Source organism: Streptococcus sp. DFI.7.26 (assembly GCF_022240605.1).
Taxonomy (GTDB): domain Bacteria; phylum Bacillota; class Bacilli; order Lactobacillales; family Streptococcaceae; genus Streptococcus; species Streptococcus xiaochunlingii.
Map to the genome: position 1 here is coordinate 101,456 of NZ_JAKOGN010000003.1, position 23,857 is coordinate 125,312.

General features: G+C 42.1%; 25 protein-coding genes. 22 read left to right on the forward strand and 3 right to left on the reverse strand.

The genetic code is table 11. From position 1 onward, the window contains the following. Positions 1-205 precede the first annotated feature (205 nt). The 3 genes from pepT to L0M85_RS05110 are packed head-to-tail and all read right to left on the reverse strand — an operon-like array spanning position 206 to position 3,008. A complete protein-coding gene (pepT, locus tag L0M85_RS05100; protein WP_125329374.1) occupies positions 206-1,426 on the reverse strand; it encodes a peptidase T in 1,221 nt (406 codons plus the stop codon). A 14-nt stretch (positions 1,427-1,440) separates the two neighbouring features. Then, positions 1,441-2,259, reverse strand: a complete 819-nt coding sequence (locus L0M85_RS05105) for a Cof-type HAD-IIB family hydrolase (RefSeq protein WP_125329375.1) — start codon at positions 2,257-2,259, stop codon at positions 1,441-1,443. Next, positions 2,256-3,008 carry an XRE family transcriptional regulator gene (locus L0M85_RS05110; RefSeq protein ID WP_125329376.1) on the reverse strand — a complete coding sequence of 251 codons (753 nt, stop codon included), beginning with the start codon at positions 3,006-3,008 and terminating at the stop codon, positions 2,256-2,258. Before L0M85_RS05110 ends, L0M85_RS05105 begins: the two co-directional genes overlap by 4 nt. A 198-nt stretch (positions 3,009-3,206) precedes the next feature. On the opposite strand from L0M85_RS05110, the gene L0M85_RS05115 reads away from it, so the two are divergent. The 22 genes from L0M85_RS05115 to L0M85_RS05220 all read left to right on the forward strand — a co-directional run bounded on the left by L0M85_RS05115 (position 3,207) and on the right by L0M85_RS05220 (position 23,785). Next, the gene (locus tag L0M85_RS05115; protein ID WP_125329377.1) at positions 3,207-3,644 is read left to right on the forward strand and encodes a GNAT family N-acetyltransferase; all 438 of its coding nucleotides are present in this window, start codon (positions 3,207-3,209) and stop codon (positions 3,642-3,644) included. Positions 3,645-3,705: 61 nt separating this feature from the next. Further along, the gene (gene lepA / locus L0M85_RS05120; protein ID WP_140814043.1) at positions 3,706-5,529 is read left to right on the forward strand and encodes a translation elongation factor 4; all 1,824 of its coding nucleotides are present in this window, start codon (positions 3,706-3,708) and stop codon (positions 5,527-5,529) included. Between the two features lie 140 nt (positions 5,530-5,669). After that, positions 5,670-6,329, forward strand: coding sequence for a hypothetical protein (locus tag L0M85_RS05125; RefSeq protein ID WP_140814042.1), 660 nt, complete (start codon positions 5,670-5,672; stop codon positions 6,327-6,329). Between the two features lie 217 nt (positions 6,330-6,546). Beyond that, positions 6,547-7,041, forward strand: coding sequence for a YkgJ family cysteine cluster protein (locus L0M85_RS05130; protein ID WP_238656599.1), 495 nt, complete (start codon positions 6,547-6,549; stop codon positions 7,039-7,041). Next, positions 7,041-7,727, forward strand: a complete 687-nt coding sequence (locus L0M85_RS05135; RefSeq protein WP_238656600.1) for a YjjG family noncanonical pyrimidine nucleotidase — start codon at positions 7,041-7,043, stop codon at positions 7,725-7,727. The genes L0M85_RS05130 and L0M85_RS05135 overlap by 1 nt, the downstream gene beginning before the upstream one ends. Before the next feature lie 51 nt (positions 7,728-7,778). Next, positions 7,779-8,528: a hypothetical protein gene (locus tag L0M85_RS05140; protein ID WP_238656601.1), complete on the forward strand. Its 750-nt coding sequence runs from the start codon at positions 7,779-7,781 to the stop codon at positions 8,526-8,528. 123 nt (positions 8,529-8,651) lie between these two features. Beyond that, complete coding sequence (gene rpsP, locus L0M85_RS05145) at positions 8,652-8,924, forward strand: 30S ribosomal protein S16 (protein WP_006596292.1); 273 nt, start codon at positions 8,652-8,654, stop codon at positions 8,922-8,924. 19 nt (positions 8,925-8,943) lie between these two features. Further along, entirely contained in the window at positions 8,944-9,183 is a 240-nt protein-coding gene (gene kphA / locus L0M85_RS05150; protein ID WP_003001620.1) for an RNA-binding protein KphA, read from the forward strand. A 43-nt stretch (positions 9,184-9,226) separates the two neighbouring features. Then, complete coding sequence (locus L0M85_RS05155) at positions 9,227-9,559, forward strand: MazG nucleotide pyrophosphohydrolase domain-containing protein (protein WP_013903651.1); 333 nt, start codon at positions 9,227-9,229, stop codon at positions 9,557-9,559. Positions 9,560-9,634: 75 nt separating this feature from the next. After that, positions 9,635-10,417: an alpha/beta hydrolase gene (locus tag L0M85_RS05160; RefSeq protein WP_125336094.1), complete on the forward strand. Its 783-nt coding sequence runs from the start codon at positions 9,635-9,637 to the stop codon at positions 10,415-10,417. Positions 10,418-10,453: 36 nt separating this feature from the next. Continuing rightward, entirely contained in the window at positions 10,454-10,972 is a 519-nt protein-coding gene (gene rimM, locus L0M85_RS05165; RefSeq protein ID WP_070675786.1) for a ribosome maturation factor RimM, read from the forward strand. Continuing rightward, positions 10,962-11,678 carry a tRNA (guanosine(37)-N1)-methyltransferase TrmD gene (gene trmD / locus L0M85_RS05170; RefSeq protein ID WP_003007469.1) on the forward strand — a complete coding sequence of 239 codons (717 nt, stop codon included), beginning with the start codon at positions 10,962-10,964 and terminating at the stop codon, positions 11,676-11,678. The genes rimM and trmD overlap by 11 nt, the downstream gene beginning before the upstream one ends. Positions 11,679-11,807: 129 nt before the next feature. After that, complete coding sequence (locus L0M85_RS05175) at positions 11,808-14,015, forward strand: CAP domain-containing protein (RefSeq protein ID WP_238656602.1); 2,208 nt, start codon at positions 11,808-11,810, stop codon at positions 14,013-14,015. A 381-nt stretch (positions 14,016-14,396) separates the two neighbouring features. Beyond that, on the forward strand, positions 14,397-15,140 hold the full coding sequence (locus tag L0M85_RS05180; protein WP_238656603.1) for a DeoR/GlpR family DNA-binding transcription regulator: 744 nt from the start codon (positions 14,397-14,399) through the stop codon (positions 15,138-15,140). Beyond that, complete coding sequence (gene pfkB, locus L0M85_RS05185; RefSeq protein ID WP_125329383.1) at positions 15,137-16,048, forward strand: 1-phosphofructokinase; 912 nt, start codon at positions 15,137-15,139, stop codon at positions 16,046-16,048. The genes L0M85_RS05180 and pfkB overlap by 4 nt, the downstream gene beginning before the upstream one ends. After that, positions 16,045-18,012, forward strand: coding sequence for a fructose-specific PTS transporter subunit EIIC (locus L0M85_RS05190; RefSeq protein WP_238656604.1), 1,968 nt, complete (start codon positions 16,045-16,047; stop codon positions 18,010-18,012). Before pfkB ends, L0M85_RS05190 begins: the two co-directional genes overlap by 4 nt. A gap of 143 nt (positions 18,013-18,155) precedes the next feature. Next, positions 18,156-18,530 carry a DUF1149 family protein gene (locus tag L0M85_RS05195; RefSeq protein WP_006596301.1) on the forward strand — a complete coding sequence of 125 codons (375 nt, stop codon included), beginning with the start codon at positions 18,156-18,158 and terminating at the stop codon, positions 18,528-18,530. Between the two features lie 3 nt (positions 18,531-18,533). Continuing rightward, complete coding sequence (locus L0M85_RS05200; protein WP_156676838.1) at positions 18,534-19,382, forward strand: DegV family protein; 849 nt, start codon at positions 18,534-18,536, stop codon at positions 19,380-19,382. Between the two features lie 9 nt (positions 19,383-19,391). Beyond that, on the forward strand, positions 19,392-20,159 hold the full coding sequence (dapB, locus tag L0M85_RS05205) for a 4-hydroxy-tetrahydrodipicolinate reductase (RefSeq protein WP_156676837.1): 768 nt from the start codon (positions 19,392-19,394) through the stop codon (positions 20,157-20,159). Beyond that, the gene (locus L0M85_RS05210) at positions 20,156-21,376 is read left to right on the forward strand and encodes a CCA tRNA nucleotidyltransferase (RefSeq protein ID WP_238656605.1); all 1,221 of its coding nucleotides are present in this window, start codon (positions 20,156-20,158) and stop codon (positions 21,374-21,376) included. Before dapB ends, L0M85_RS05210 begins: the two co-directional genes overlap by 4 nt. Beyond that, positions 21,373-23,244 (forward strand): ABC-F family ATP-binding cassette domain-containing protein, encoded by a 1,872-nt coding sequence (locus tag L0M85_RS05215; RefSeq protein ID WP_238656606.1) that lies wholly within the window; start codon positions 21,373-21,375, stop codon positions 23,242-23,244. The genes L0M85_RS05210 and L0M85_RS05215 overlap by 4 nt, the downstream gene beginning before the upstream one ends. 10 nt (positions 23,245-23,254) lie before the next feature. Further along, on the forward strand, positions 23,255-23,785 hold the full coding sequence (locus L0M85_RS05220) for a DUF308 domain-containing protein (protein ID WP_238656607.1): 531 nt from the start codon (positions 23,255-23,257) through the stop codon (positions 23,783-23,785). The last annotated feature ends 72 nt before the right edge of the window (positions 23,786-23,857 follow it).

A 23,857-nucleotide genomic window follows, 5' to 3' on the forward strand; every position in this document is an offset into this window, starting at 1 on the left:
TCCGCAGTGAGAAAAGTGCCTGAAACAATTTTGTTTCAGGCACTCGGGAGTTTTGAGACCTTAGGCTCAAAACTAAGTCATGGAACTTCTTGGAAGTTCGCTGACGTCCGTACTCACCTAAGGAAAGTTTCCAAGTAGATTAAATATTTTATCTGAAATTCTTTGGTTATTTTAACAGAAGAAATTTTAAAAACAAAACACTGGATTAGGAATGGCTAACAATTCCGATGATGGTATCCACTGCACGTTCCATGGTTTGAAGGCTGACATATTCAAAGCGACCATGCATATTTTCGCCACCAGCGAAAAGGTTTGGAGTTGGAATTCCCATGAAGGAAATCTTAGAACCGTCTGTACCACCGCGAATAGGTTCAATGATCGGCGTAATGCCCAAATCTTCCATGACTTCCTTAGCCAAGTTGACTGGTGTCATGTCTTTCTCGATGACTTGTTTCATGTTGTAGTACTGGTCTTTAAGGGTCAAGAGAACACGTTCGGCACCAAGTTCTTGGTTCATCTTGCTTGCGATGTCTTCCATCATGGCTTTACGGGCTTCAAAGTTCTCAGTCTCGAAGTCTCGGATAATGTAGCTAGCATGCGCCTCCTCAACAGTCCCATCGATATTCATCAAATGGAAAAAGCCTTGGTAGCCATCTGTTTTTTCAGGGCGGTCTTCTTCAGGGAGTTGATTGTGGAAGTCAATGGCTAACTGGAGAGCATTGACCATTTGGTTTTTAGCAGTACCTGGGTGCACATTGCGCCCTTTAAAGGTGATTTCAGCTCCTGCAGCAGAGAAGGTTTCGTATTGCAATTCACCAAGAGGACCACCGTCCACTGTATAGGCGAAGTCTACATTGAAATCTTCTGCATCAAACTTATCTGCTCCGACTCCGATTTCTTCATCTGGTCCAAAGCCAACTCGGATTTCGCAGTGTTTGATTTCTGGATGAGCAGTCAAGTACTCGATGGCTGTCATAATCTCAGCAATCCCAGATTTGTCATCTGCACCAAGAAGGGTCGTACCGTCAGTAGTGATCAAGGTTTGACCTTTGTAGTTATGGAGGTTAGCAAAGTCGGCTGGATCAAGTGAATAACCAGAATCACCGAGAGCAATAGTGCCACCATCATAGTTTTCGATGACTTGTGGGCTGATATTCTCAGCATTGAAGTCAGCTGTATCCATATGAGAGATAAAGCCAATCTTTCGGGTAAGACTTGGATCGTTTGCTGGCAGCGTTCCAATGGCAAAACCGTTTGGAAGATAATAAACATTTTGCAGTCCAACTCGTTCCATTTCAGGAAGCAGTACATTCTTTGCAAACTCTACTTGAGAAGCTGTACTAGGAGTTGTTGTTGAAGTCTCATCAGAGCGAGTGTTGACTTTGACATAGGTTAAAAAACGTTCTAATAATGTTGGGTATTTCATTTGTTTTTCCTTTTCTAGTTCTGTGCTTGTAAAACATAGCGCTTGATAGCAGTAGCGACACCGTCTTCTTCGTTAGAAGTAGTAGTGAAATCAGCCAAAGCTTTAATAGGAGCTGGAGCATTGCCCATAGCAACTCCAAGACCCGCGTACTCAATCATTTCAATATCGTTGTTCTCATCCCCGATAGCCATGACTTCTTGCCTTGGTATTCCCAAGTATTCAGCCAGAGCCTTTAAGCCGGTCGCTTTATTTACTCCCTTGGGAAGGATTTCGAATAGAATCGGTTGTGAGCGAATGGTGTGGAAGCGCTGGGCTAATACTTCTTCATAGGTCTCTTGAAAGACATCAATCTGCTCTTTCTGATCGATAAACATCCCTTGGAAAATCGGTTGTGCCTCAAGAATTTCTTCTAGGCCAAGTGACACGGGGACTGCAGAAACGATGCTAGCATCCATTTTAGCTATTTCAGAAGGTTCCTTATCCAAAATGATATAACGATTTAAATCGAATAAACTTAATTGAGGATGAATCTCCTGCGTCAACTGATCGAGATAAACCAAATCATCTTCAGATAAGGCATCATAACTGATGACGGACCAATCTGATGATTTAACAGTTGTACAACCATTATTAATCACAGAGTAGGAGTGATTACTTTTGAAGCCAATTTCTTCAAAAATTGGACGAACACCAGAGAGAGGGCGACCTGTACAGATGACGACGTGTACACCAGCAGCTTCAGCATCCAAAAGAGCCTGCTTATTAGCAGGACTAATGGTTTTGTCTGGTGATAAAAGGGTCCCATCTAAATCAATAGCAACTAATCGAGTCATAGCTCATCCTCCTTAGCTGGTAGAAAGCTAGCAATGACTTTTCCGATGACTCTCGGTTCCTCTTCTAAAGGAATAATCTTATCACTATACTTTTTATTGAGGGAAACGAGACGAATCCCTTGGGCTTCACGAAAGACACGCTTGATCAAGGTCTGCCCATCGTACTCAATAGCATAGATAGCACCAGCAGTATCGTAGAAAGTTTGCTTGATTAGGGCAACAGATCCCTTTGGATATTTAGGTTCCAGCGAGTCTGTATGAATCCAAAGTGCTAGATCATAAGCTAGTTTTTGATCAAACCAAACCAAATCTCCCTTAGAAGCACTTTGACTTGCAGCATAACTATCGAAGACCGTATATGGTGTGTATTTCTTCTCGATACGTTTCCGTTCGGCCTGCAAAACCAACAAGCGATTGGCTTCCTCTAAGAGTGAATCTTGAAAATCCTCATCCAGTTGCTTATAGATAAACTCAATCTTAGAATCCTCCAAGCTATCTGGTTGTCCATAACGAGGATCTAAATCAGAAATGGGGATTTCAAAGAAGCTAGCAATCTTTTCTAAGTTCTCACTAACTGGGAGAGAAGTCCCTTTTACATAGCCAGTCAAAGTACTAGCTGGAATACCAGTTGTACGAGATAAATCGACCTGTTTCTTATTTTGAACCTTTAATAGTTCTCTTATTTTTTCGGAAATAATGCGCAAAGCCTCTTTATCTTGTGGGCTTGCTTTTCCACGTCCTCTTGCCAAGAGCTTCACCTCCTTTTTACATTACAACTCATTATAGCGAATTAAATCGAAAAAGTAAATAGAAATCCTTTATTCTTCATTAATTATTTTTATTCGAATTAAATAGAAATACAAAATATTCTATTAATATATTGTAAAACTTGATATTTTTAGGTATAAGGTCTAAAATAAAGAAAAAGACTTCATGGAGGTAGAAGTATGATTCGGACCGTTCAAATTAAAGATGCAGGTCAAATTCGTGATTTGTGCCACCAGGCATTGGGGTATGATTCGACCCTTGAGAAAGTAACAGCTCAGATCGATAAATTCAATCAGCCAGATTCGGGTCACTTTTGCTTTGTTTACGAAGAGGACCAAACTGGAAATATTTTAGGCTATGTCGAAGCAGAAGCCTATGAGAGTATATATAGCGATCCAGGTTTAAATGTTTTAGGACTTGCTGTTTTCCCATCTGCTCAAGGACGTGGGATTGGTCGGCAATTGATGGAGCGAGTTGAAACTCTTGCTCGAACTCATAACTATTCCTTTATTCGTTTGAGTTCTGCCTCTCATCGTAAAGAAGCTCATGTTTTTTATGAACATTTAGGTTATGAAGGAAATAAAACACAGAAGCGATTTTTGAAAATAATGGATTAAGATAGGCAAAGGCCTATCTTTTTTGTTATAATATACTGAAGAGTTTTATAAGGATGAAAAAATGAATTTAGAAGAATTAAAGAAACGACAAGAGAAGATTCGGAACTTCTCCATTATCGCCCATATTGACCACGGAAAGTCAACCTTGGCGGACCGAATCTTAGAAAAAACTGAGACCGTTTCTAGTCGGGAAATGCAAGCCCAGCTTTTGGATAGCATGGACCTAGAACGGGAACGTGGGATTACCATCAAGCTTAATGCCATCGAGTTGAATTACACGGCTAAAGATGGGGAAACCTATATCTTCCACTTGATTGACACACCGGGACACGTGGACTTTACTTATGAGGTTTCTCGTTCGCTGGCTGCCTGTGAGGGAGCCATTCTTGTAGTGGATGCGGCTCAAGGGATTGAAGCCCAGACTTTAGCCAATGTTTACTTGGCGCTGGATAATGATTTGGAAATTCTTCCAGTCATTAACAAAATCGACTTGCCAGCTGCAGATCCAGAACGGGTACGAACAGAAGTAGAAGACGTCATTGGTCTGGATGCCAGTGAGGCAGTCCTAGCTTCAGCCAAGGCTGGTATCGGAATTGAAGAGATTTTGGAACAAATCGTCGAGAAAGTTCCAGCTCCTACTGGGGATGTTGCTGCTCCATTGCAAGCCTTGATCTTTGACTCAGTATACGACCCATATCGTGGAGTTATCCTTCAAGTTCGGGTGGTTAATGGTATGGTGAAGCCTGGCGACACCATCCAGTTGATGAGCAATAGCAAGACCTTTGATGTGACAGAGGTAGGGATTTTTACTCCTAAAGCGGTTGGTCGTGATTTCCTTGCGACAGGAGATGTTGGTTATATTGCAGCATCTATCAAGACTGTTGCGGACACTCGTGTCGGTGATACTGTGACTTTGGCGTCCAATCCTGCTAGCGAGCCCCTTCATGGTTACAAGCAAATGAACCCAATGGTCTTTGCCGGTCTTTACCCAATCGAATCAAACAAATACAACGATCTTCGGGAAGCCTTGGAAAAATTGCAATTAAATGACGCTAGTCTTCAATTTGAGCCTGAAACATCTCAAGCCCTTGGTTTTGGTTTCCGTTGTGGTTTCTTGGGTCTCCTTCATATGGACGTTATCCAGGAACGCTTGGAGCGCGAGTTCAATATTGACTTGATCATGACAGCGCCGTCTGTAATCTATAAGGTCAATTTGACAGACGGAGAAGTGCTAGATGTGTCCAACCCATCTGAGTTCCCAGATCCAACCAAGATCGCTTCGATCGAAGAACCTTATGTCAAAGCGCAAATCATGGTGCCGCAAGAGTTTGTCGGAGCTGTCATGGAATTGGCTCAACGCAAACGTGGGGACTTTGTGACCATGGACTATATCGATGAAAATCGGGTTAATGTCATCTATCAAATCCCACTGGCGGAAATTGTCTTTGATTTCTTTGATAAATTGAAATCCTCTACTCGTGGCTATGCAAGCTTTGACTATGAGTTGTCTGAATACCGTCCTTCTAAATTGGTTAAAATGGATATCCTTCTTAATGGGGATACCGTCGATGCTCTCAGCTTTATCGTTCACAAGGACTTTGCCTATGAACGTGGTAAATTAATCGTTGAGAAGCTCAAGAAGATTATCCCTCGGCAACAGTTTGAAGTGCCTATCCAAGCAGCCATCGGTCATAAGATCGTTGCACGTACAGATATCAAGGCCCTTCGTAAGAACGTCTTGGCCAAGTGTTATGGTGGGGACGTCTCACGGAAACGTAAGCTTCTTGAAAAACAAAAAGCTGGTAAGAAACGGATGAAAGCTATCGGTTCGGTAGAAGTACCGCAGGAAGCCTTCTTGTCAGTTCTGTCAATGGATGAGGAGTAAGATTCTCTCTGAAATATTCGAACAAATCAAACGTCCCGATAGGGGCGTTTTTTCTTTCGGACTAGACAAATAGCGCTTTCAAATCTTCATTGAACGTGATAAACTAGAGGTATCAAAATCCATCACAAAGGAGAGGAAAGATGAAAAATAAGTTCCTACTAGCGACTGTCTCGGTCTTATCAGCTGTTGCCCTTGTAGCTTGTAGCACACCTAAAAAAGAGTCTAGAAAACCATTGTCATCTGAATCTAGTTCCACTGAGGTGGTAAAAAAGAGCAAAAAATCCTCTAGTAAAAAGACTTCTAGCAAGGTGGAGTCAAAATCATCGGATGATACTAAGAGTTCTGTCGAAACCAAGCGGGTTGGTTCTGCAGATTATGGTTATATCGATATCCCAAGCAAGTGGATTAAATTTACAGATATAGATGGTGGAGATAGCATTCAATTTACGGATGGAAGTGCCTACAACATCGTTACCATGAACGGGTATACTAAAGAGAAAGCAAATGTCGGTGAAGGGGAAGTCTTCAACGCAGAGTTGATTGCGAACCGAATTGCTTACTATTGGAATGACAATAAAGAAGTAGAGAAAATGTGGGGAGCGAAGACCACTGTCTCAGGAAATGAAGCCTTGCAGCTGAATATTATCCTTAAATCTGGACAGTACCTCATTACTTGGGTCTTCCAAAAGGATGATAAGGTATACTTGATGTCTTTTGAAGGGGATCCAAAGACCTTGGCTCAATTCATTCCTTACATTGAGGAAACTTGGAGTTTGGATGAGAAAGGTCCAAAAGCCTAAGTTCTTATGAAGAATAAGCCAATATGTCCAAGCTCAAAAGCGTCTGATAAAAGTCATGAGGCGATGGAAAAGTAGCTACTATGGGAAATTGATTTCTTTTAATCGAAGATCTTGAGGGTAGGATAGAATGAGTGGTGTCTTCCATTTGTTTTAACCTGCTCTTTTTTGTTGAGTATGGTATAATGCTTTTATCCATTTAGCAATTAGAAAGTAGTTTATGTCTCAAGAAATTGATTTAGAAAAATACCATCAGTTAGCGCTCCAGAAACAAAAGGAGCACCGCAAGGTATTGGCGAATCTGAAAAAGAAGCCTCCTAAAAATCTAGATAAAATAGCCCAAGAGATTCACGATGAAGTCTTTCAAGAAATTGATTGTACAGCCTGTGCCAACTGCTGTAAGACCCTAGGACCCGATTTTAAAGAAGCAGATATCACGCGCATCGCCAAGTATTTCAAGATGAAGCTTCCAGCTTTTGAGGCGGAATTTCTTCAAGTCGATGAAGATGGGGATAAGGTTTTTAAATCCATGCCTTGCCCTTTCTTGGGTGGTGATAATCTCTGTTCCATCTACGATGTGCGTCCCAAGGCTTGCCGAGAATTTCCTCATACAGACCGCAAGAAAATCTACCAGATCAACCATCTGACTATCAAGAATACCCTCACTTGCCCAGCAGCTTATTTATTTGTAGAAAAATTGAAGGATCGTTTTTAATGACATATACATTTTTACTTTTTGACCTAGATCATACCTTATTGGACTTTGATACAGCAGAGGAAGTAGCCTTAACGCAATTTCTCCAAGATCAGGGGGTTCAAGATATCCAAGCCTTTAAGGATTACTACAAACCCATGAATCAGGGGCTCTGGAAGGATTTGGAGCAAAAGAAGATTAGCAAGAAAGACTTGATAAACAGCCGGTTTGCCATCGCCTTTGCTCATTTTGGTAGAGAGGTAGATGGTGAAGAGATGGCTCTCCGTTATCAGGACTACATTAGTCAACAGGGACAGACTTTCCCAGGAGCAGAAGACTTGTTAGCTAAGCTAGTAGAAAGAGGTTACCAGCTCTATGGTGCTACCAATGGCGTTACTGCGATTCAGCAAGGGCGCTTAAAGCAATCATCCATTACCCCTTATTTCAAAGAAATCTTTATTTCTGAACAATTAGGAACTCAAAAACCGGAAGTGGCCTTTTACGAAAAGATCAGTAACTTAATCCCAGGATTTGCCAAGGAACAAGCTCTCATGATTGGGGATTCTTTGACGGCGGACATCGCTGGAGGAAATGCTGCGGGGATTGATACTGTCTGGTACAATCCGGATCACAAAGAAAATACCAGTCCAGCAGTTCCGACCTATGTTGTTTCTGACTATCAAGAGTTACTGGCTATCCTTAAGTAAAGATTTATTTCAAACTAGCTCTCGGGCTAGTTTTTTGGTATCATAAAATGCATGAATATATTTAAGACAATACCATTCAACATTAAAAAATGGTTTCTCTATCTGCTTCTTGCATTCTTCATAGCGGTCACACTCCTGACTTGTTTTTTCTTCTTTCTTATCGATCAAGAAGAAAAGAAAATCCAAGAGCAAATTTCTGGCTTTTATCAGGAAGCGGGATTTAAAGGAGACCTACATTTTAAAGAAGCTGAATTCCATGGTCTGTCGATCAAATATGCCTATAGCTATCAAGAAAGAGTTGAGGGTAAGACGGTTCAGTTTGATTTTCTTTATGCAAGCCTCCTATCCAAAGAAGAAATTGGGAAAAATTATGACACGGCTGAAGAACTGGCTCAACATTACAACAGTTGGTTAGTAGCTCCGTTCTTCGAAAGAGCCTTTACGGAATCTCAAGGATTTAAACAATTAAAGCAAGAGATAAAAGAGCGATTCCATCAACAGGGCCTCGAGGTAAGCGAGGTTCGTCTTCAGTTACCAATCCAAAATCCCGATTTTGAAGATCAGTTAGCAAGAGACTTACTGGCTGCTGAAAAAGCTGGAGAAACAGATCTTCGAGGGATTCTGACCTTGGATTATGATACCTACCGCCAAATTAAGGGATTTTCCTTTACCATTACAGTGACTTCCCTCGCCAAAGAATTTGAAGGGAAGCACTTGGATGTATCTGGTCTTCCCCCTGGGAACTATGTGATTGAATCGGGTTCCAAAAATGAAGGATCTTATTACTTTGAGATCGATTAAAAAATTTTAAATAGTGTCAAGTTTTTTTCTTGACAGGTCTATGAAATGTGTTATAATAGATCATGTGCTAAATAGCTTGTCTATTTCACCGAAAATTAAAATATAGAAAAGAGACTTATAAAAATGGCAGTTAAAATTCGTTTGACTCGTATGGGTTCTAAGAAAAAACCTTACTACCGTATCAACGTAGCAGATTCACGTTCACCACGTGATGGTCGTTTCATCGAAACAGTTGGAACTTACAATCCACTTGTTGAAGAAAACCAAGTAACTTTGAAAGAAGACCGCGTTCTTGCATGGTTGGCTGATGGAGCTCAACCTTCAGATACAGTTCGTAACATCCTTTCAAAAGAAGGTGTCTTGAAGAAATTCCACGATTCTAAATTCTCAAAATAATCATAAAGTAGGTTGATGTATGGATACGATTGAAAATCTTATTATTGCAATTGTGAAACCCTTGATTTCACAACCGGATGCCTTAACCATCAAGATCGAAGATACTCCTGAATTCTTGGAGTACCACCTTGACCTTGATCCTAGCGATGTTGGTCGAGTGATCGGTCGGAAAGGTCGCACCATTTCTGCGATAAGAACGATTGTCTACTCTGTCCCAACTGAAGATAAAAAAGTAAGAATCGTTATTGACGAAAAATAAGAAAAGCGGGACAAGGTCTCGCTTTTTTTTGCAAGGAGAAGGAATGAGAGATTTAACAGTTAGACAACTAGAGGAATATTTACTTGATCATTACCAACAATCTAGAACAGAAGAAGGACTTTTTATCAAACTAGTAGAAGAAGTTGGAGAAGTCGCTGAGGTTTTAAATGGACGTTCAGGTAGAAAAGAGGGTGTCCAAGATTCAAACGAGGAATTGGCAAAGGAGTTGGCAGATATCATTCACTACACAGTGGCAATTGCAGCTATCAACCATATCGACCTAACGAAGACCATTTTTGAAAAAGACAAAAAGGCAGCCATCAAGTATCAGCATGAACAAGATTTGGAAGGTTTTTTAGCAAAAAAGAGCATTTGAGAAAATCTTTTGAACGTGATAAAATAAAACCTAAGAATGTTAAGTGAATTGTTGTTTAGAAAGAGTTATTTTGATATGAACCGATTTGAAGTAACTACAAAGATTGGTTGTCTCTCTGTTACTTATAAAAAGAGAAATAAAGTACTAGTTTGTTTAAATGGTGCTGGTTTGATACCAACTTATGAAAATTTCCTACCAATACTTGAAAAACTTCCTTCCTCAATAGGTTACTTAACGATTGATTTTCCGAATACAGGTAGGAGTCCGATTCATAGTCAAACAGGATTTAATTTGGATAATCTTGTTGAAGCGGTATTCGAAATCCTGAAAGGGTTGGAAATTTCTGATTATATACTTTGTGTTCATAGTTTAAGTGGTGTTTTGGCTTTAAAGTTAATGAGTAAACCAATTAAGTGTCAAGCTTTGATAGCAATTGAACCAACAACAAAAAATATAATGTTTGCTGATTTTTCAAAAAATCCTTATCCAGAAATGGAAGAGCAAATGAGGATGATTGAAGAATGTGGTCCGGAAAATTATTTTAAGGGACTAACTCAAGCAACATTTGAACCTGAAACTGATAGACTGATTTGGGAATTGATGGAAGAAAAGGGCTTAGAATTGGAAAAGCAAGTTCCTGGATTTCAGATATCTGTAACTATTACCGCTGAAGATTTTGATAGCTTGTCCTTAGCAGATGATATTCCTGTTTTCGTATTTTGTCAGGCGTACAGAGAAAAAGAGTATAGAGATTCAGAATATTGGAATTCTAATACAAAACTCATTCTAGGTGGAAACCACCACTATCTACAGTGGTCAGAATCGGAAAAAATTGCAGCTCTTATTAGAGAACTGTAGAGATAAATTAATTAAAAGAGGAATGTAAAGAATAAAATGAATTATTTTAACGTTGGGAAAATTGTCAATACCCAAGGCTTGCAAGGAGAGATGCGGGTCTTGTCTGTGACAGACTTTGCGGATGAGCGCTTTAAAAAAGGAGCGGAGTTGGCTCTCTTCGATGAGAAGGATCAGTTTGTCCAAACAGTGACCATTGCCAGTCACCGTAAGCACAAGAACTTTGATATCATCAAGTTTAAGGATATGTACCATATCAATGCCATCGAAAAGTTCAAGGGTTTTAGCCTCAAGGTTGCCGAGGAAGACTTGACGGATTTGGAGGATGGTGAATTTTACTACCACGAGATCATTGGCCTTGATGTTTATGAAAATGACCAGCTCATCGGTCAGATCAAGGAAATCCTGCAACCGGGTGCCAATGATGTCTGGGTGGTCAAACGCAAAGGTAAACGAGACCTTCTCTTGCCTTATATCCCACCAGTGGTCCTCAATATTGATATCCCAGGAAACCGGGTGGATGTAGATATCTTGGAAGGGTTAGACGATGAAGATTGATATTTTAACCCTCTTTCCAGAGATGTTTTCACCCCTGGAGCACTCTATCGTCGGAAAGGCTCGTGAAAAAGGTCTATTAGAGATCAACTACCATAATTTCCGTGAAAATGCAGAGAAGGCGCGGCATGTGGATGATGAACCCTATGGTGGCGGGCAAGGCATGCTCTTGCGAGCTCAGCCGATTTTCGATGCCTTTGATGCCATTGAGAAAAAGAATCCGCGCGTGATCTTACTGGACCCTGCTGGTCGGACCTTTGACCAAGCCTATGCAGAAGAGTTAGCTCAGGAAGAAGAATTGATCTTTATCTGTGGTCACTATGAAGGCTACGACGAGCGGATCAAGACCTTGGTAACAGATGAGATTTCTCTGGGAGATTATGTTCTGACGGGCGGTGAACTAGCAGCCATGACCATGATTGATGCGACAGTCCGCTTGATTCCAGAGGTGATCGGAAAAGAATCCAGCCACCAGGATGATAGTTTCTCGTCTGGTCTCTTAGAGTATCCTCAATACACACGACCTTATGAATACCGAGGGATGACGGTTCCAGATGTCCTCATGAGTGGTCACCATGAAAATATCCGTCAATGGCGTCTTTACCAGAGTTTGAAAAAGACCTTGGAGCGTCGCCCTGATCTGCTAGAAAACTATGAATTGACAGCAGAAGAAGAGAAGATGTTGGAGCAAATTAAACAAGAAGACTAACAGCGACAGCTGTTTTTCTTTTGCTCTAAAATTAGAAAAAATCTTTCCCATCCTACTAGTTATTGGTAACAAAATGTGGTATTCTTATGAAGAGAGAAGAGAAATGAAAAAGTTTTGGTGGGGATTGCAATGGGTAAAAAAATAGGAAAATCAGTCTTTACAACGGGTGTCGCTGCGACAACCCTCTTTTCAGGTTTGGCTGGACATAAGACGCAAGCGGAGGAGATCACTCAGAAGGATGCTGGGGATCAGCAGTCGACGGATATGACTGGAATGGATTCAAGTTTTATGGATATGGATATCTTAAATGAACAGTTAGCAAAAGCTGAAAAAAGAGTAGAAGACCAACGTTTGCTCTTGAATCAGGCTCAATCTGAATACAATGTAGCCAAGTCTGGTCTTGAAGCTGCTGAAGCGAACTTACAGAATACTGAAACAAGGATTCAAAACTCCAATCAAAGCACTATTGGCAAAACTGAAAATGAAGTTGCGGTTGGTGAAGCAGTTGTTACTTTAGAAGAAGACAAGGTACGCCAAGCAACAGAAGCCGATTGCCAAGTCCGTTCTGCCATCAAGAATCAAGAGAATAAAATCGCTGCCCAACAATTACTTGTAGATATTGCAGGTAATGAATTGAGAAAAGCCAAACAACCCATCCAGAACGATGAGACAGTATTAGCCAACGCACAGCAAAAAGAGGGGCAGGCGCAAAATGAAGTAAAACTAGCTCAAGCATTAGTGGTTCAACTGACAGAAACTGATGCCAAAGTGCCTCAGGTCTTAAAGCAGATTTCTAGTGAGATCGCGGGAGTACAGGAGAAAGTTGAGAAATTAACTCATCAAATCTCCCAAAAAGAAGTGGAGTTAGAACAGGTCCGTGAAGCGGCAATGCTAAGTCCCATCAATCTTCAACAGGCAAGCTATGAGGGTTTGCTTCAAGAGTGGGCCAAGGCGGGTGACCAAGGCGCTGTCGATGCCTTGTCTCTTTATAGCCGTAGGAGTGAAGAGGAGCAGCTGGCAGGTGGAAAGGTCACTAGATTAGATAACGTCTTAAAAGCGTTAGAAATCGTAGATACGATTAATCAGTACCGTCGCCAGGCTGGTTTAGAGGAGCTCTTGGTAGATCCTTATCAATTGCCTGCTAGTCAACTTCAAACAGAGTATTATGTTAACCATCGAAAAGGCTTGTCCAGTTACCAAGAGAATGAGAATGTTGCCTGGGGCTATCGACCTAGAGAAGCGGTTGCCTTCTGGTATAGTGAAAAAGACCACTATCGTCAATTAGCCAAGCAATTCAATTTACCGACGGATGAAAGTCAGCTAGATCCTAGTCAGATCTTCAGAAAAGTGGGACCGGAGCTATTTGCTAAGGTTGGCCACTATATCCACATGATGGGGAATCAATACAAGGCTATTTCAGTTGCCTATGCTCCAGATTTAGAAGTATCTCAAGCAGCTTTCTTTGAAGAAGGAAGTCCGCTTTATACCAGCGAAGAACTGACCAAGTGGATGAGAAAAGTTGCCAATGCAAGGACGACAAAAGCGGATGTGAAGGCTGTAAAAAATACATTGGAGAGCCTAAAGGTCGAAAAGATTAACCAAGAATCCCGCATCAATATCCTTTCTGGGCATTTATTCGATGTCAAGAATTCTCTTGCAAGTCATGAGCAACTATTGGCACGTGCACAACGTAACTTAGCTTCTGCGATGAAGAAATGGCAGGCTGCGTCGATAGAAGTCAAGGAAGCCGAAAACTCACTGGCAGTATCACGAGCTCGTATACAAGGTAGTATTAGCCCGAAAGAAGAAGCCTTGAAAAATGTTACTCTGGCATTAGAAGAAGATAAAAAGCAATTAGAAGCTTTACAGAATGCAGCGAAGGAGACTAGATCTAAGCTTGAAGGCGCACATGCTCAACTTCAAATCGCTCAAAAACAATTAACGCAAGCTAAAGGTCATCTTAAACTGTTTACTAATTCATCTGAACTGCTAGTTGATGCCCAAGCCTTGGTGGCTTCCGCAAAAACTGAACTTGAAGAGAAAAAAGTAGAATTTGAAACAGCCTTTGCAAGTTTTATGGCTTATCAAAAAGAAGCTAGTGAGTTCAGGAGTCGGATAGAGAAAATTCAGTCAAATGAGGATGGAAACCAACCTGTAGTAGCAGGAGGGGAAGAAGTTACTGATCAGGCCCAAGTTTCGATACTGGCTTCTACTCAATCAGAAGATCACTTGCAAGACGAAGCTGACCTTGAGAAAGCTACTGGAAAAGACGAACACAAACGTAAAAAAGGATTATCCAAATGGTTGCGAGGGTTTGGGTTTAAAAAAGATGACTAGTTGTTAAAGTGAGAGTGAGACAGAAATCAGTAATTCGTTAGAATTCGATTTCGTCGTCCCACCTCCGCACAGTTGAGTAGGGCTGTAAAAGCTGATGAAATCAGCGTAGTAGAGCCCACTCAACCACTGCGTCTTGCTCGACAATCCAAAGACATTTAAGAGGCTAGGACTTTTGTCCAGCCTCTTTTTCTTGCGTAGGAATTTGAAATTGGAGATTTTTAGTAGGATTTACAGGACTATGATTGATGGTCAAATAGTTTGTTTAAAAGTGAGAGTGATAGAAAAAAATGACAGAAAATGAAAGAAAATGATATTTAGTGCTTGACTTTGAAAGATAAGAGAGTATAATAGTCCTTGTAATCGTTTCCGAAAGGAGGTTCTATGTTAAAATCTGAACGAAAACACATCATTTTAGAAAAGGTTATCAAAGAGCGGATCGTCTCATTGGAAGATTTAGTAAAAGAGCTAAACTCTTCAGAATCAACGATTCGACGCGATTTGGATGAATTAGAAGCTGAGAATAAACTGAGACGGATTCACGGTGGGGCTGAAAGTCTTCATTCCTTGCAGGAAGAAGAAAGTAATAAAGATAAAGCAATCAAAAACGTGCAAGAAAAATCTGCCATTGCAAAAAAAGCAGCAGAATTGATCAAAGATTTTGAAGTTGTCTTTATCGATGCAGGAACCACCAATGAATTATTGGTTCATGAATTGGCCAATCCAACTGTTACAGTTGTGACCAATTCCATTCACCATGCAGCTAGTTTAGTAGAGAGAGACATTCCAACGGTCATCATCGGAGGGATGGTCAAGACGTCGACGGACGCTAGCATCGGAGGAATAGCCTTGAATCAAATCGGCCAGCTGAGCTTCGATCGAGCCTTTATCGGAATGAATGGCGTCGACCTAGAGTCGTACAGTACACCGGATCTTGAAGAAGGGGCTGTCAAACGGGCCATTCTAGAGAATGCAAAGAATACTTACATTCTTCTTGACTCGTCAAAACTTGGTCGGACCTCTTTTGTCAAGGTAGCTCCGGTTAAGAGAGCAACCATCATTACCAATGCTTCGGATACAGAAATCCTTTCTAAATTAAAAGAAAAAACGGAGGTTATAGAGGTTTGATTTATACAGTAACACTGAATCCTGCCATTGACTATATTGTCCGTCTCGATCATGTAGAGACAGGGGCGGTCAACCGGATGGCTTCGGAAGATAAATTCGCCGGTGGTAAGGGAATCAATGTCAGTCGTGTTTTGAAGCGGCTCGATATCGAAAATACAGCGACTGGATTTATCGGAGGTTTCACAGGGCGCTTCATTGAAGACGTACTGACCAGCGAAGCTATTTCTACCAACTTTGTGACAGTGGACCAAGATACACGGATCAATGTCAAGATCAAGGCCGATGAGGAAACCGAGATCAATGGGAACGGCCCAGAAGTGACGGAAGCTCAGTTGCAAGAATTGCTTAGCATCCTGTCAAGCTTAACAGCAGATGATGTAGTAGTATTTGCTGGATCTGCCCCATCTTCACTTGGAAATACCGTTTACAAACAATTGATTGCAGCAACTCGTGCGACAGGTGCGCAAGTGGTTTGCGATTTTGAAGGTCAAACCTTGATTGATTCCTTGGAGTTTAACCCCCAATTGGTCAAACCAAACAACCATGAGTTGGGAGCTATTTTTGGCGTTACCTTGACGGAATTGCCAGAAATTGAACGCTATGCCAAAGAAATCTTGGCCAAAGGAGCGCAAAACGTTATTATATCCATGGCGGGTGATGGTGCTCTTCTGGTAAGTCCAAGTGGTACCTACTTCGCAAAACCCATCAAAGGGCAAGTGAAGAACTCAGTCGGGGCTGGTGATTCCATGGTAGCAGGTTTCACTGGGAAACTCGCAACGACAGGAGATGTCATCGAAGCCTTTAAATGGGGCGTGGCTTGTGGCACAGCGACCACCTTCTCAGATGACTTGGCGACAGCGGACTATATTAAAGAAACTTATGAAAAAGTAGAGGTAGAAAAACTATGAAAATTCAAGACGTTTTAAATAAAAACGTGATGTTGTTTGACCTTCAGGCAACAGATAAAGAGGGCGTGATCAATGAGATGGTCCAATCGCTCGTCGACAATGGTGTGGTGACAGATTTTGACACCTTCAAGGCTGGCATCATGAACCGTGAAGCACAAACTTCAACTGGTTTGGGTGACGGGATAGCTATGCCCCACAGCAAAAACGAAGCTGTCAAAGAAGCAACGGTCTTGTTTGCAAAATCAAACAAGGGTGTGGACTATGCTTCGCTTGATGGCCAACCAACAGATTTGTTCTTCATGATCGCAGCTCCAGAAGGAGCAAACGACACTCACTTGGCAGCCCTTGCTGAATTGTCTAAGTATTTGATGAAACCAGGATTTGCGGACAAACTTCGCCAAGCAAGCACCCCTGATCAAGTCATTGCAGCCTTTGATGCAGAAGAGCAAGAAGCTGCTGTCGAAGAAGCAAAAAAAGCAGAAGCAGTCAAAGAAGCAGCTTCATCTGATAAACCGCTCATTGTTGCCGTTACAGCATGTACAACAGGTATCGCCCACACTTACATGGCAGAAGAAGCCCTCATCAAAAAAGGTGAAGAAATGGGTGTTACAGTACGCGTTGAAACAAACGGTGCATCAGGTGTCGGCAACCGCTTGACAGCTGAAGAAATCGCCAAAGCTGAAGGGGTCATCATTGCTGCAGATAAGGCAGTTGAAACCGCTCGTTTTGATGGCAAAAAATTGATCTCTAAACCAGTCGCAGCTGGTATCCGTCAAACCGAAGAATTGATCCAAACCATCTTGGATGACAAAGCAGAAGTCTTCCACGCTGAAAATGCTGCACAAGCTAGCGCTAGCCAAGAAAAATTGAGCTTAGGTGGAGCTTTCTACAAACACTTGATGAGTGGGGTTTCTCAAATGCTTCCATTCGTTATCGGTGGTGGGATCTTGATCGCCCTTGCCTTCTTGATCGACCAAATTCTTGGGGTGCCTCAAGATCAATTGTCTCAACTTGGCTCATACCATGAATTAGCAGCTCAATTTAAAACAATCGGTGGTGCAGCCTTTGGCTTCATGCTTCCTGTACTTGCAGGTTACATCGGATTCTCAATCGCTGAAAAACCTGGTTTTGTAGCAGGGTTTATCGCAGGATCTATTGCTAGCTCAGGTTCAGCATTTGGCAACATCGCTTTCGGGGCTGCTAAAGGTGAATTACCAGCAGCTGTATCATCTGGTTTCCTTGGCGCTTTGGTTGGTGGTTTCCTTGCAGGTGGAGTGATTCTGGTCCTTCGTAAAGCTCTTGCAGGTCTTCCACGTTCTCTTGATGGTATCCGTTCCATCCTTCTCTTACCATTGCTTGGTGTTGGTTTGACAGGTTTCTTGATGTTCCTCATCAATATTCCAATGGCTGCCATCAATACTGGTCTTAACAACTTCCTTTCAAGCTTATCAGGTAGCTCAGCTGTTCTTCTTGGACTTCTCGTTGGAGGTATGATGGCTGTCGATATGGGTGGACCAGTCAATAAAGCAGCTTATGTCTTCGCTACAGGCACACTTGCTGAATCTGTTGCTTCAGGTGGTTCTATTGTTATGGCAGCCGTTATGGCAGCTGGTATGGTTCCTCCATTGGCAGTATTCGTAGCAACTGTCTTGTTCAAAGATAAATTCACACAAGAAGAACGTGATTCTGGTTTGACAAACATTGTCATGGGTCTTTCCTTCATCACAGAAGGTGCCATTCCTTTCGGTGCAGCTGACCCAGCTCGTGCCATCCCAAGCTTCATCGCAGGTTCAGCATTGACAGGTGCTCTTGTTGGTCTTGCAGGCTTGAAACTTATGGCTCCTCACGGAGGAATCTTCGTGATCGCCCTTACTTCAAATCCACTTCTTTATATCTTGTTCGTATTGATCGGTGCAGTTGTAAGTGGTATCTTGTTCGGATTGCTTCGCAAACCTAAAAACTAAACATGACGAAAAGGCTGGGATTTCCCCAGCCTTTTTTCTTCTCTCTCTGAGAGAAAACAGTGTGAAAAGACATGGTTCTGCAATAGAATCTTGTTTTAATTTATGGTATAATTTTCATAACGCTTATTTTTAGGAGAACAAGTATGGATATCCAACGTGAAAAAGAATTCGTCAGCCAGTATCATTATGATGCTCGTAACTTTGAATGGGAAAAAGAGAATGGAACTCCCGAGACCAAAGTAGACGTCAACTTTCAATTGATTCAACGCGATACAGAGTTAAAGACAACCTCTTTAATCGTTATTTTGACCTATATGATTGTCTTTGATGGTTTTGTCATCAGCGGGACCATTACCCAAATCAACCACATTCACAATCGTTTGGTCAGCGAGCCAAGTGAGTTCAGCAAAGAAGAAGTGGAAGAACTAGCTCGTCCTTGCTTGAATATGCTGAATCGTTTGACCTATGAGGTAACTGAAATCGCCCTTGATTTACCAGGGATTAATTTGGAGTTTTAATGCATGAAATTAGCAGTCATCACAGATTCTTCTGCCTATCTATCAGATGAATCAAGAGGACACGATAATTTATTTGTCCTAGATATTCCAGTTGTCATTGATGGAGTATCTTATGTAGAAGGTAAAAACCTGACAGCAGAAGAGTTCTATCAAAAGATGGAAGCTTCCTCTGAGCTTCCGAAAACGAGTCAACCTAGTATCGCGGAATTAGAAGAACTCTTGTCGCAATTAGAGGCTAAAGGCTATACCCATGTTTTAGGGATTTTCCTTTCTTCTGGTATTTCTGGTTTCTATCAGAATATCCAGTATATGAAAGACGAATTCCCAAATTTTACGATCGCTTTTCCAAATTCTAAGATTACCAGCGCTCCTCTTGGGTGGATGGCTGAAGAAGCTGTTAAATGGGCTGATGAAGGCCGTTCTTTTGATGAAATTCTAGCCAACATCCAGACACAAATCGATGGGACTTCTGCCTACATCATGGTTGATGATCTCAATCACTTGGTCAAAGGGGGGCGTCTTTCCAATGGAGCGGCGATTCTAGGGAATCTCCTCAGCATCAAGCCTATCCTCTATTTTAACGAGGAAGGCGTGATTGAGGTATACGAGAAAGTTCGGACTGAGAAAAAAGCCATCAAACGCTTAGCTGAGATTGTCAAAGGAGGAACTGCGGATAAAGACTATCAGATCATTATCATCCATGGGAATGCACTGGATAAAGCAGAAACGCTTCGCGATATTCTTCATCAAAACGGTTTTGCTGGTGAGATTCCATTTGCGACCTTCGGCAGTGTCATTGGTACGCACTTAGGAAATCACAGTGTTGCTATCAGTTTTGTACCGAAAGTATAAGGAGAAATCATGCCAATTAGAGTAGTGATTGCAGGTTTTAAAGGGAGAATGGGCCAAGCGGCTTGTCACATGGTGTTAGAAGACCCCGAGCTTGAACTAGTTGGCTTGGTTGATCCCCATGCATCTGAAAACGAGCTGGCGGGTGTTCCGGTCTTTCATGACAAAGAAGGGGTTTTGTCGCTGGATGCGGATGTGTGGATTGACTTCACCATCCCTAAAGTGGCGTATGAACATACCCGCTTTGCTTTGGAGCATGGACTAGCGCCTGTGGTTGGGACAACTGGATTTACAACAGAAGAAATCACTGATTTGATTGAATTGTCTCGTGAGAAGAATCTTGGAGGCCTCATCGCGCCAAACTTTGCTATTGGTGCAGTCTTGCTCATGCAATTTGCAGCGCAGGCAGCTAAGTATTTCCCGAATGTAGAGGTTATCGAGTTGCACCATGATAAGAAGAAGGATGCCCCGAGTGGGACTGCTGTGAAGACAGCTGAGCTGATTAGTCAGGTCCGTCAACCACAAGAGCAGGGAGCGCCAGATGAAGAAGAGAGTCTTCCAGGTGCTCGCGGTGCTAACTACCAAGGCATGCACATCCATTCGGTTCGTTTGCCTGGTCTGGTAGCCCATCAAGAAGTGATTTTCGGTAGTCAAGGAGAAGGATTGACCTTACGCCACGATTCCTACGATCGGGTGTCCTTCATGACAGGGGTCAATCTAGGAGTAAAAGAAGTAGTCAAGCGTCATGAGCTTGTCTATGGTTTAGAACATCTATTATGAGATTAAAAAAACTGCCTTCTGAATTTCAGGAGGCTTTGCCAATATTAGAAAAGATTCGAAAAGCTGGATATGAAGCTTATTTTGTCGGGGGCTCTGTACGGGATGCCATTTTAGGTCGTCCTATCCACGATGTAGACATTGCCTCCTCCTCTTACCCGGAAGAGACCAAGGCTATTTTCGAGCGGACCATTGATGTCGGGATTGAACACGGGACGGTCTTAGTTCTTGAGAATCATCAAGAATATGAAATTACCACTTTTCGAACAGAGGATGTCTACGTCGACTTTCGAAGACCTAGTGCGGTTAATTTTGTCCGTTCCTTAGAAGAAGATCTCAAGCGCCGCGATTTTACCGTCAATGCCTTTGCCTTGAGTGAAGAAGGGGAAATCATTGATCTCTTCAATGGACTGGAAGATTTGGAGAATCGGATTCTAAGAGCTGTTGGTGTGGCGACAGAACGCTTCAACGAGGATGCTCTTCGGATTATGCGTGGTTTTCGGTTTCAGGCCAGTCTTGGTTTTGATCTAGAAGAAGCAACCTTTAATGCCATGACAGATTGCGCTCCTTTGTTGGAGAAAATCTCTGTCGAACGAGTCTTTATTGAGTTGGATAAGCTCCTCTTAGCTCCTTTTTGGCGCAAGGGCTTAGAAGGTGTAATTGCTAGCCAAAGCTATCAGTACCTCCCTCTCTTACAAAATAGCCAATCGTCCCTAGAGAAACTGTTCCAGCTGTCCATGGACTATACCTTTACGAGTTCTGAGCAAGCTTGGGCCGCCTTACTCTTGACCTTAGATGAGAATAAGGTATCTGCTTTTTTCAAGAAATGGAAAACCTCTCGTGACTTCGCTAAGAAGGTGGAGCAGTTGGTTGAAATCTACCGGTTGCGTGAAAAGGCTAGTTTAAATCGTCGGGATGTCTATCGCTATGACCGTAGCCTTCTCTTGTCAGCGGAAGTACTACGTCAGGCTCATGGATTGCCCGTAGATTTCCAAGTCATCGAAGAATTGTATGATTCTCTAGCTATCCATGATAAGCACGAAATCGTAGTCAATGGTGGGATGTTGATGAAGGAATACGGCTTAAAACCAGGTCCAGGTCTAGGACAAGTGCTTTCTGCCATCGAATGGGCCATTGTAGATGGCGAATTAGAGAACGACAAACAAGCAATTGGTGATTTTTTGAGCCACTATCTTGAAGCCAAGAAGGGGGAAGCATGAGCGATTTTATTGTTGAAAAACTAACCAAGTCCGTCGGGGATAAGACGGTCTTTAAAGATATTTCTTTTATCATTCATGAGCTGGATCGGATTGGACTAATAGGGGTCAATGGGACAGGGAAAACAACTCTCTTAGATGTTTTGTCTGGTCGTGCAGGCTATGATGGAGATCGTTCCCCTTTTTCTGCAAAGAATGATTATAAGATTGGTTATCTGACCCAAGAACCTCAATTTGATGATAGCAAAACTGTCCTTGATACAGTCTTGTCAGATGATGTGAAGGAACTTCAATTGATTCGTCAGTATGAGTTGTTGACGAGCCAGTACGATGAGAGTCAGCAAGCAAAACTGGAAAAAGTCATGGCGGAGATGGACTCTCTCAATGCTTGGGAAATTGAAAGCCAAGTCAAAACAGTCCTGACCAAATTGGGGATTCATGATTTGTCTGCTAAGGTGGGGAGTTTGTCTGGTGGTCTGCGTCGCCGTGTTCAGCTGGCACAAGTTCTCTTGGGAGACCATGATTTGTTGCTGTTAGATGAGCCGACCAACCATCTGGATATTGATACCATCGAATGGTTGACCAATTTCTTGAAGAACTCTAAAAAAACTGTTCTTTTCATCACCCATGACCGTTATTTCTTGGACAATATTTCAACACGTATTTTCGAATTGGACCGTGCAGGTCTAGTCGAATACCAAGGAAACTACCAGGATTATGTCCGCTTAAAAGCTGAGCAGGACGAACGGGATGCAGCTCTTCTTCACAAGAAGCAACAACTCTATAAACAAGAATTGACCTGGATGCGTCGCCAACCACAGGCGCGTGCTACCAAGCAACAGGCTCGGATCAATCGTTTCCACGACCTCAAAAAGGACCTATCTCATCAGACGACGGAAACTGATCTGGAAATGTCCTTTGAAACCAGTCGTATCGGCAAAAAAGTCATTGAATTTCAAGATGTTGATTTCGCCTATGATCAGGGACCGATTCTGCAGCAGTTTAATCTATTGGTTCAAAACAAAGATCGGATTGGAATTGTGGGAGATAATGGTGTTGGAAAGTCAACCTTGCTCAACCTCATTGCTGGGAAACTTCAACCGACTGCTGGGAAGGTCCTTATCGGAGAAACGGTACGGATTGCCTACTTCTCGCAGCAGATCGAAGGCTTGGATGAAAGTAAGCGAATGATCAACTTTCTGCAGGAAGTAGCGGAAGAAGTCAAGACCAGCGCAGGGTCTACATCAATTGCCGAATTGTTGGAGCAATTTCTCTTCCCTCGTTCGACCCACGGAACCTTGATTGAGAAACTATCTGGTGGTGAGAAGAAACGCTTGTATCTTTTGAAGCTTCTCATTGAAAAACCAAATGTCTTGCTTTTAGACGAGCCGACCAATGATTTGGATATCGCGACCTTGACAGTGTTAGAGAATTTCCTACAAGGGTTCGGCGGTCCGGTCATTACGGTTAGTCACGATCGCTATTTCCTAGACAAGGTTGCTTCTAAGATTCTAGCATTTGAAAATGGTAGCATTCGTGAGTTTTTCGGCAACTATACCGACTATCTAGATGAGAAAAAGTTTGAGCTAGAAGTGGTAGCTGAAAGTAGCAAGCCTGAAAAAGAAAAGGTAGTCAAAGTCCGAGAAGAAAAGAAACGAATGAGCTACCAGGAAAAGCAGGAGTGGGCGACCATTGAAAGTGAGATTGAAGAGATTGAAAACAAGATTGCAACCATCGAGGCTGAGATGAATGAGAATGGTTCTGACTTCGGTAAGTTGGCCAGTCTCCAACGTCAGATGGATGAAGAAAACGAGCGGCTCTTAGCCAAATATGAACGGTATGAGTACTTGAGTGAGTTGGCAGAAAACTAAAGGAGGAAGAATGCATCATATTAGCAAATACAGTCTGTTATTGTCATCATTTTTATTTTGTGGTATTGGTTTTATTCTCTTTGTGAATCCAATCGAAAAAATTGCCACCTTTAGTTGGTTGATTTCTCTGGGCTTTTTCTTGATTTCAGTTTCGCGTTTGTCGCGTTACTACCGTCTACGGACTCAAGCGACCTTGTCGGATCCCTATTTATTTCAAAGCGTGGTCTCGCTAGTCTTTGCAGTCTATCTCTTACTATATGGCTACAAGACCTTGCCGATTGTCTTTCCGATGACACTTGGAATTTGGCTCTTATATAAGTCTGCTTTGAGTTTACGTAAGGCTCACTATCTTTCCAAACGATCTGAAGAATTATCCAAGAAGTTTACTTTTTGGGGGCTTATTCAATTGTTTACAGGATTGTTTCTCATTGTTAGTCCTCTATCTATTAGTATCTTCTTGTTACATATTTTGGGATTGTTCTTTTTCATAATTGGCGTTCAATCCTTGAGACTCTTTTTAAAACTTCATAACGAAGAGTAAAGAAATCTGTCTGTGTTTTTGCAGACAGGTTCTTTTTTTGCAAATGAAATTGAGAGAATTCTTGAAAAATAA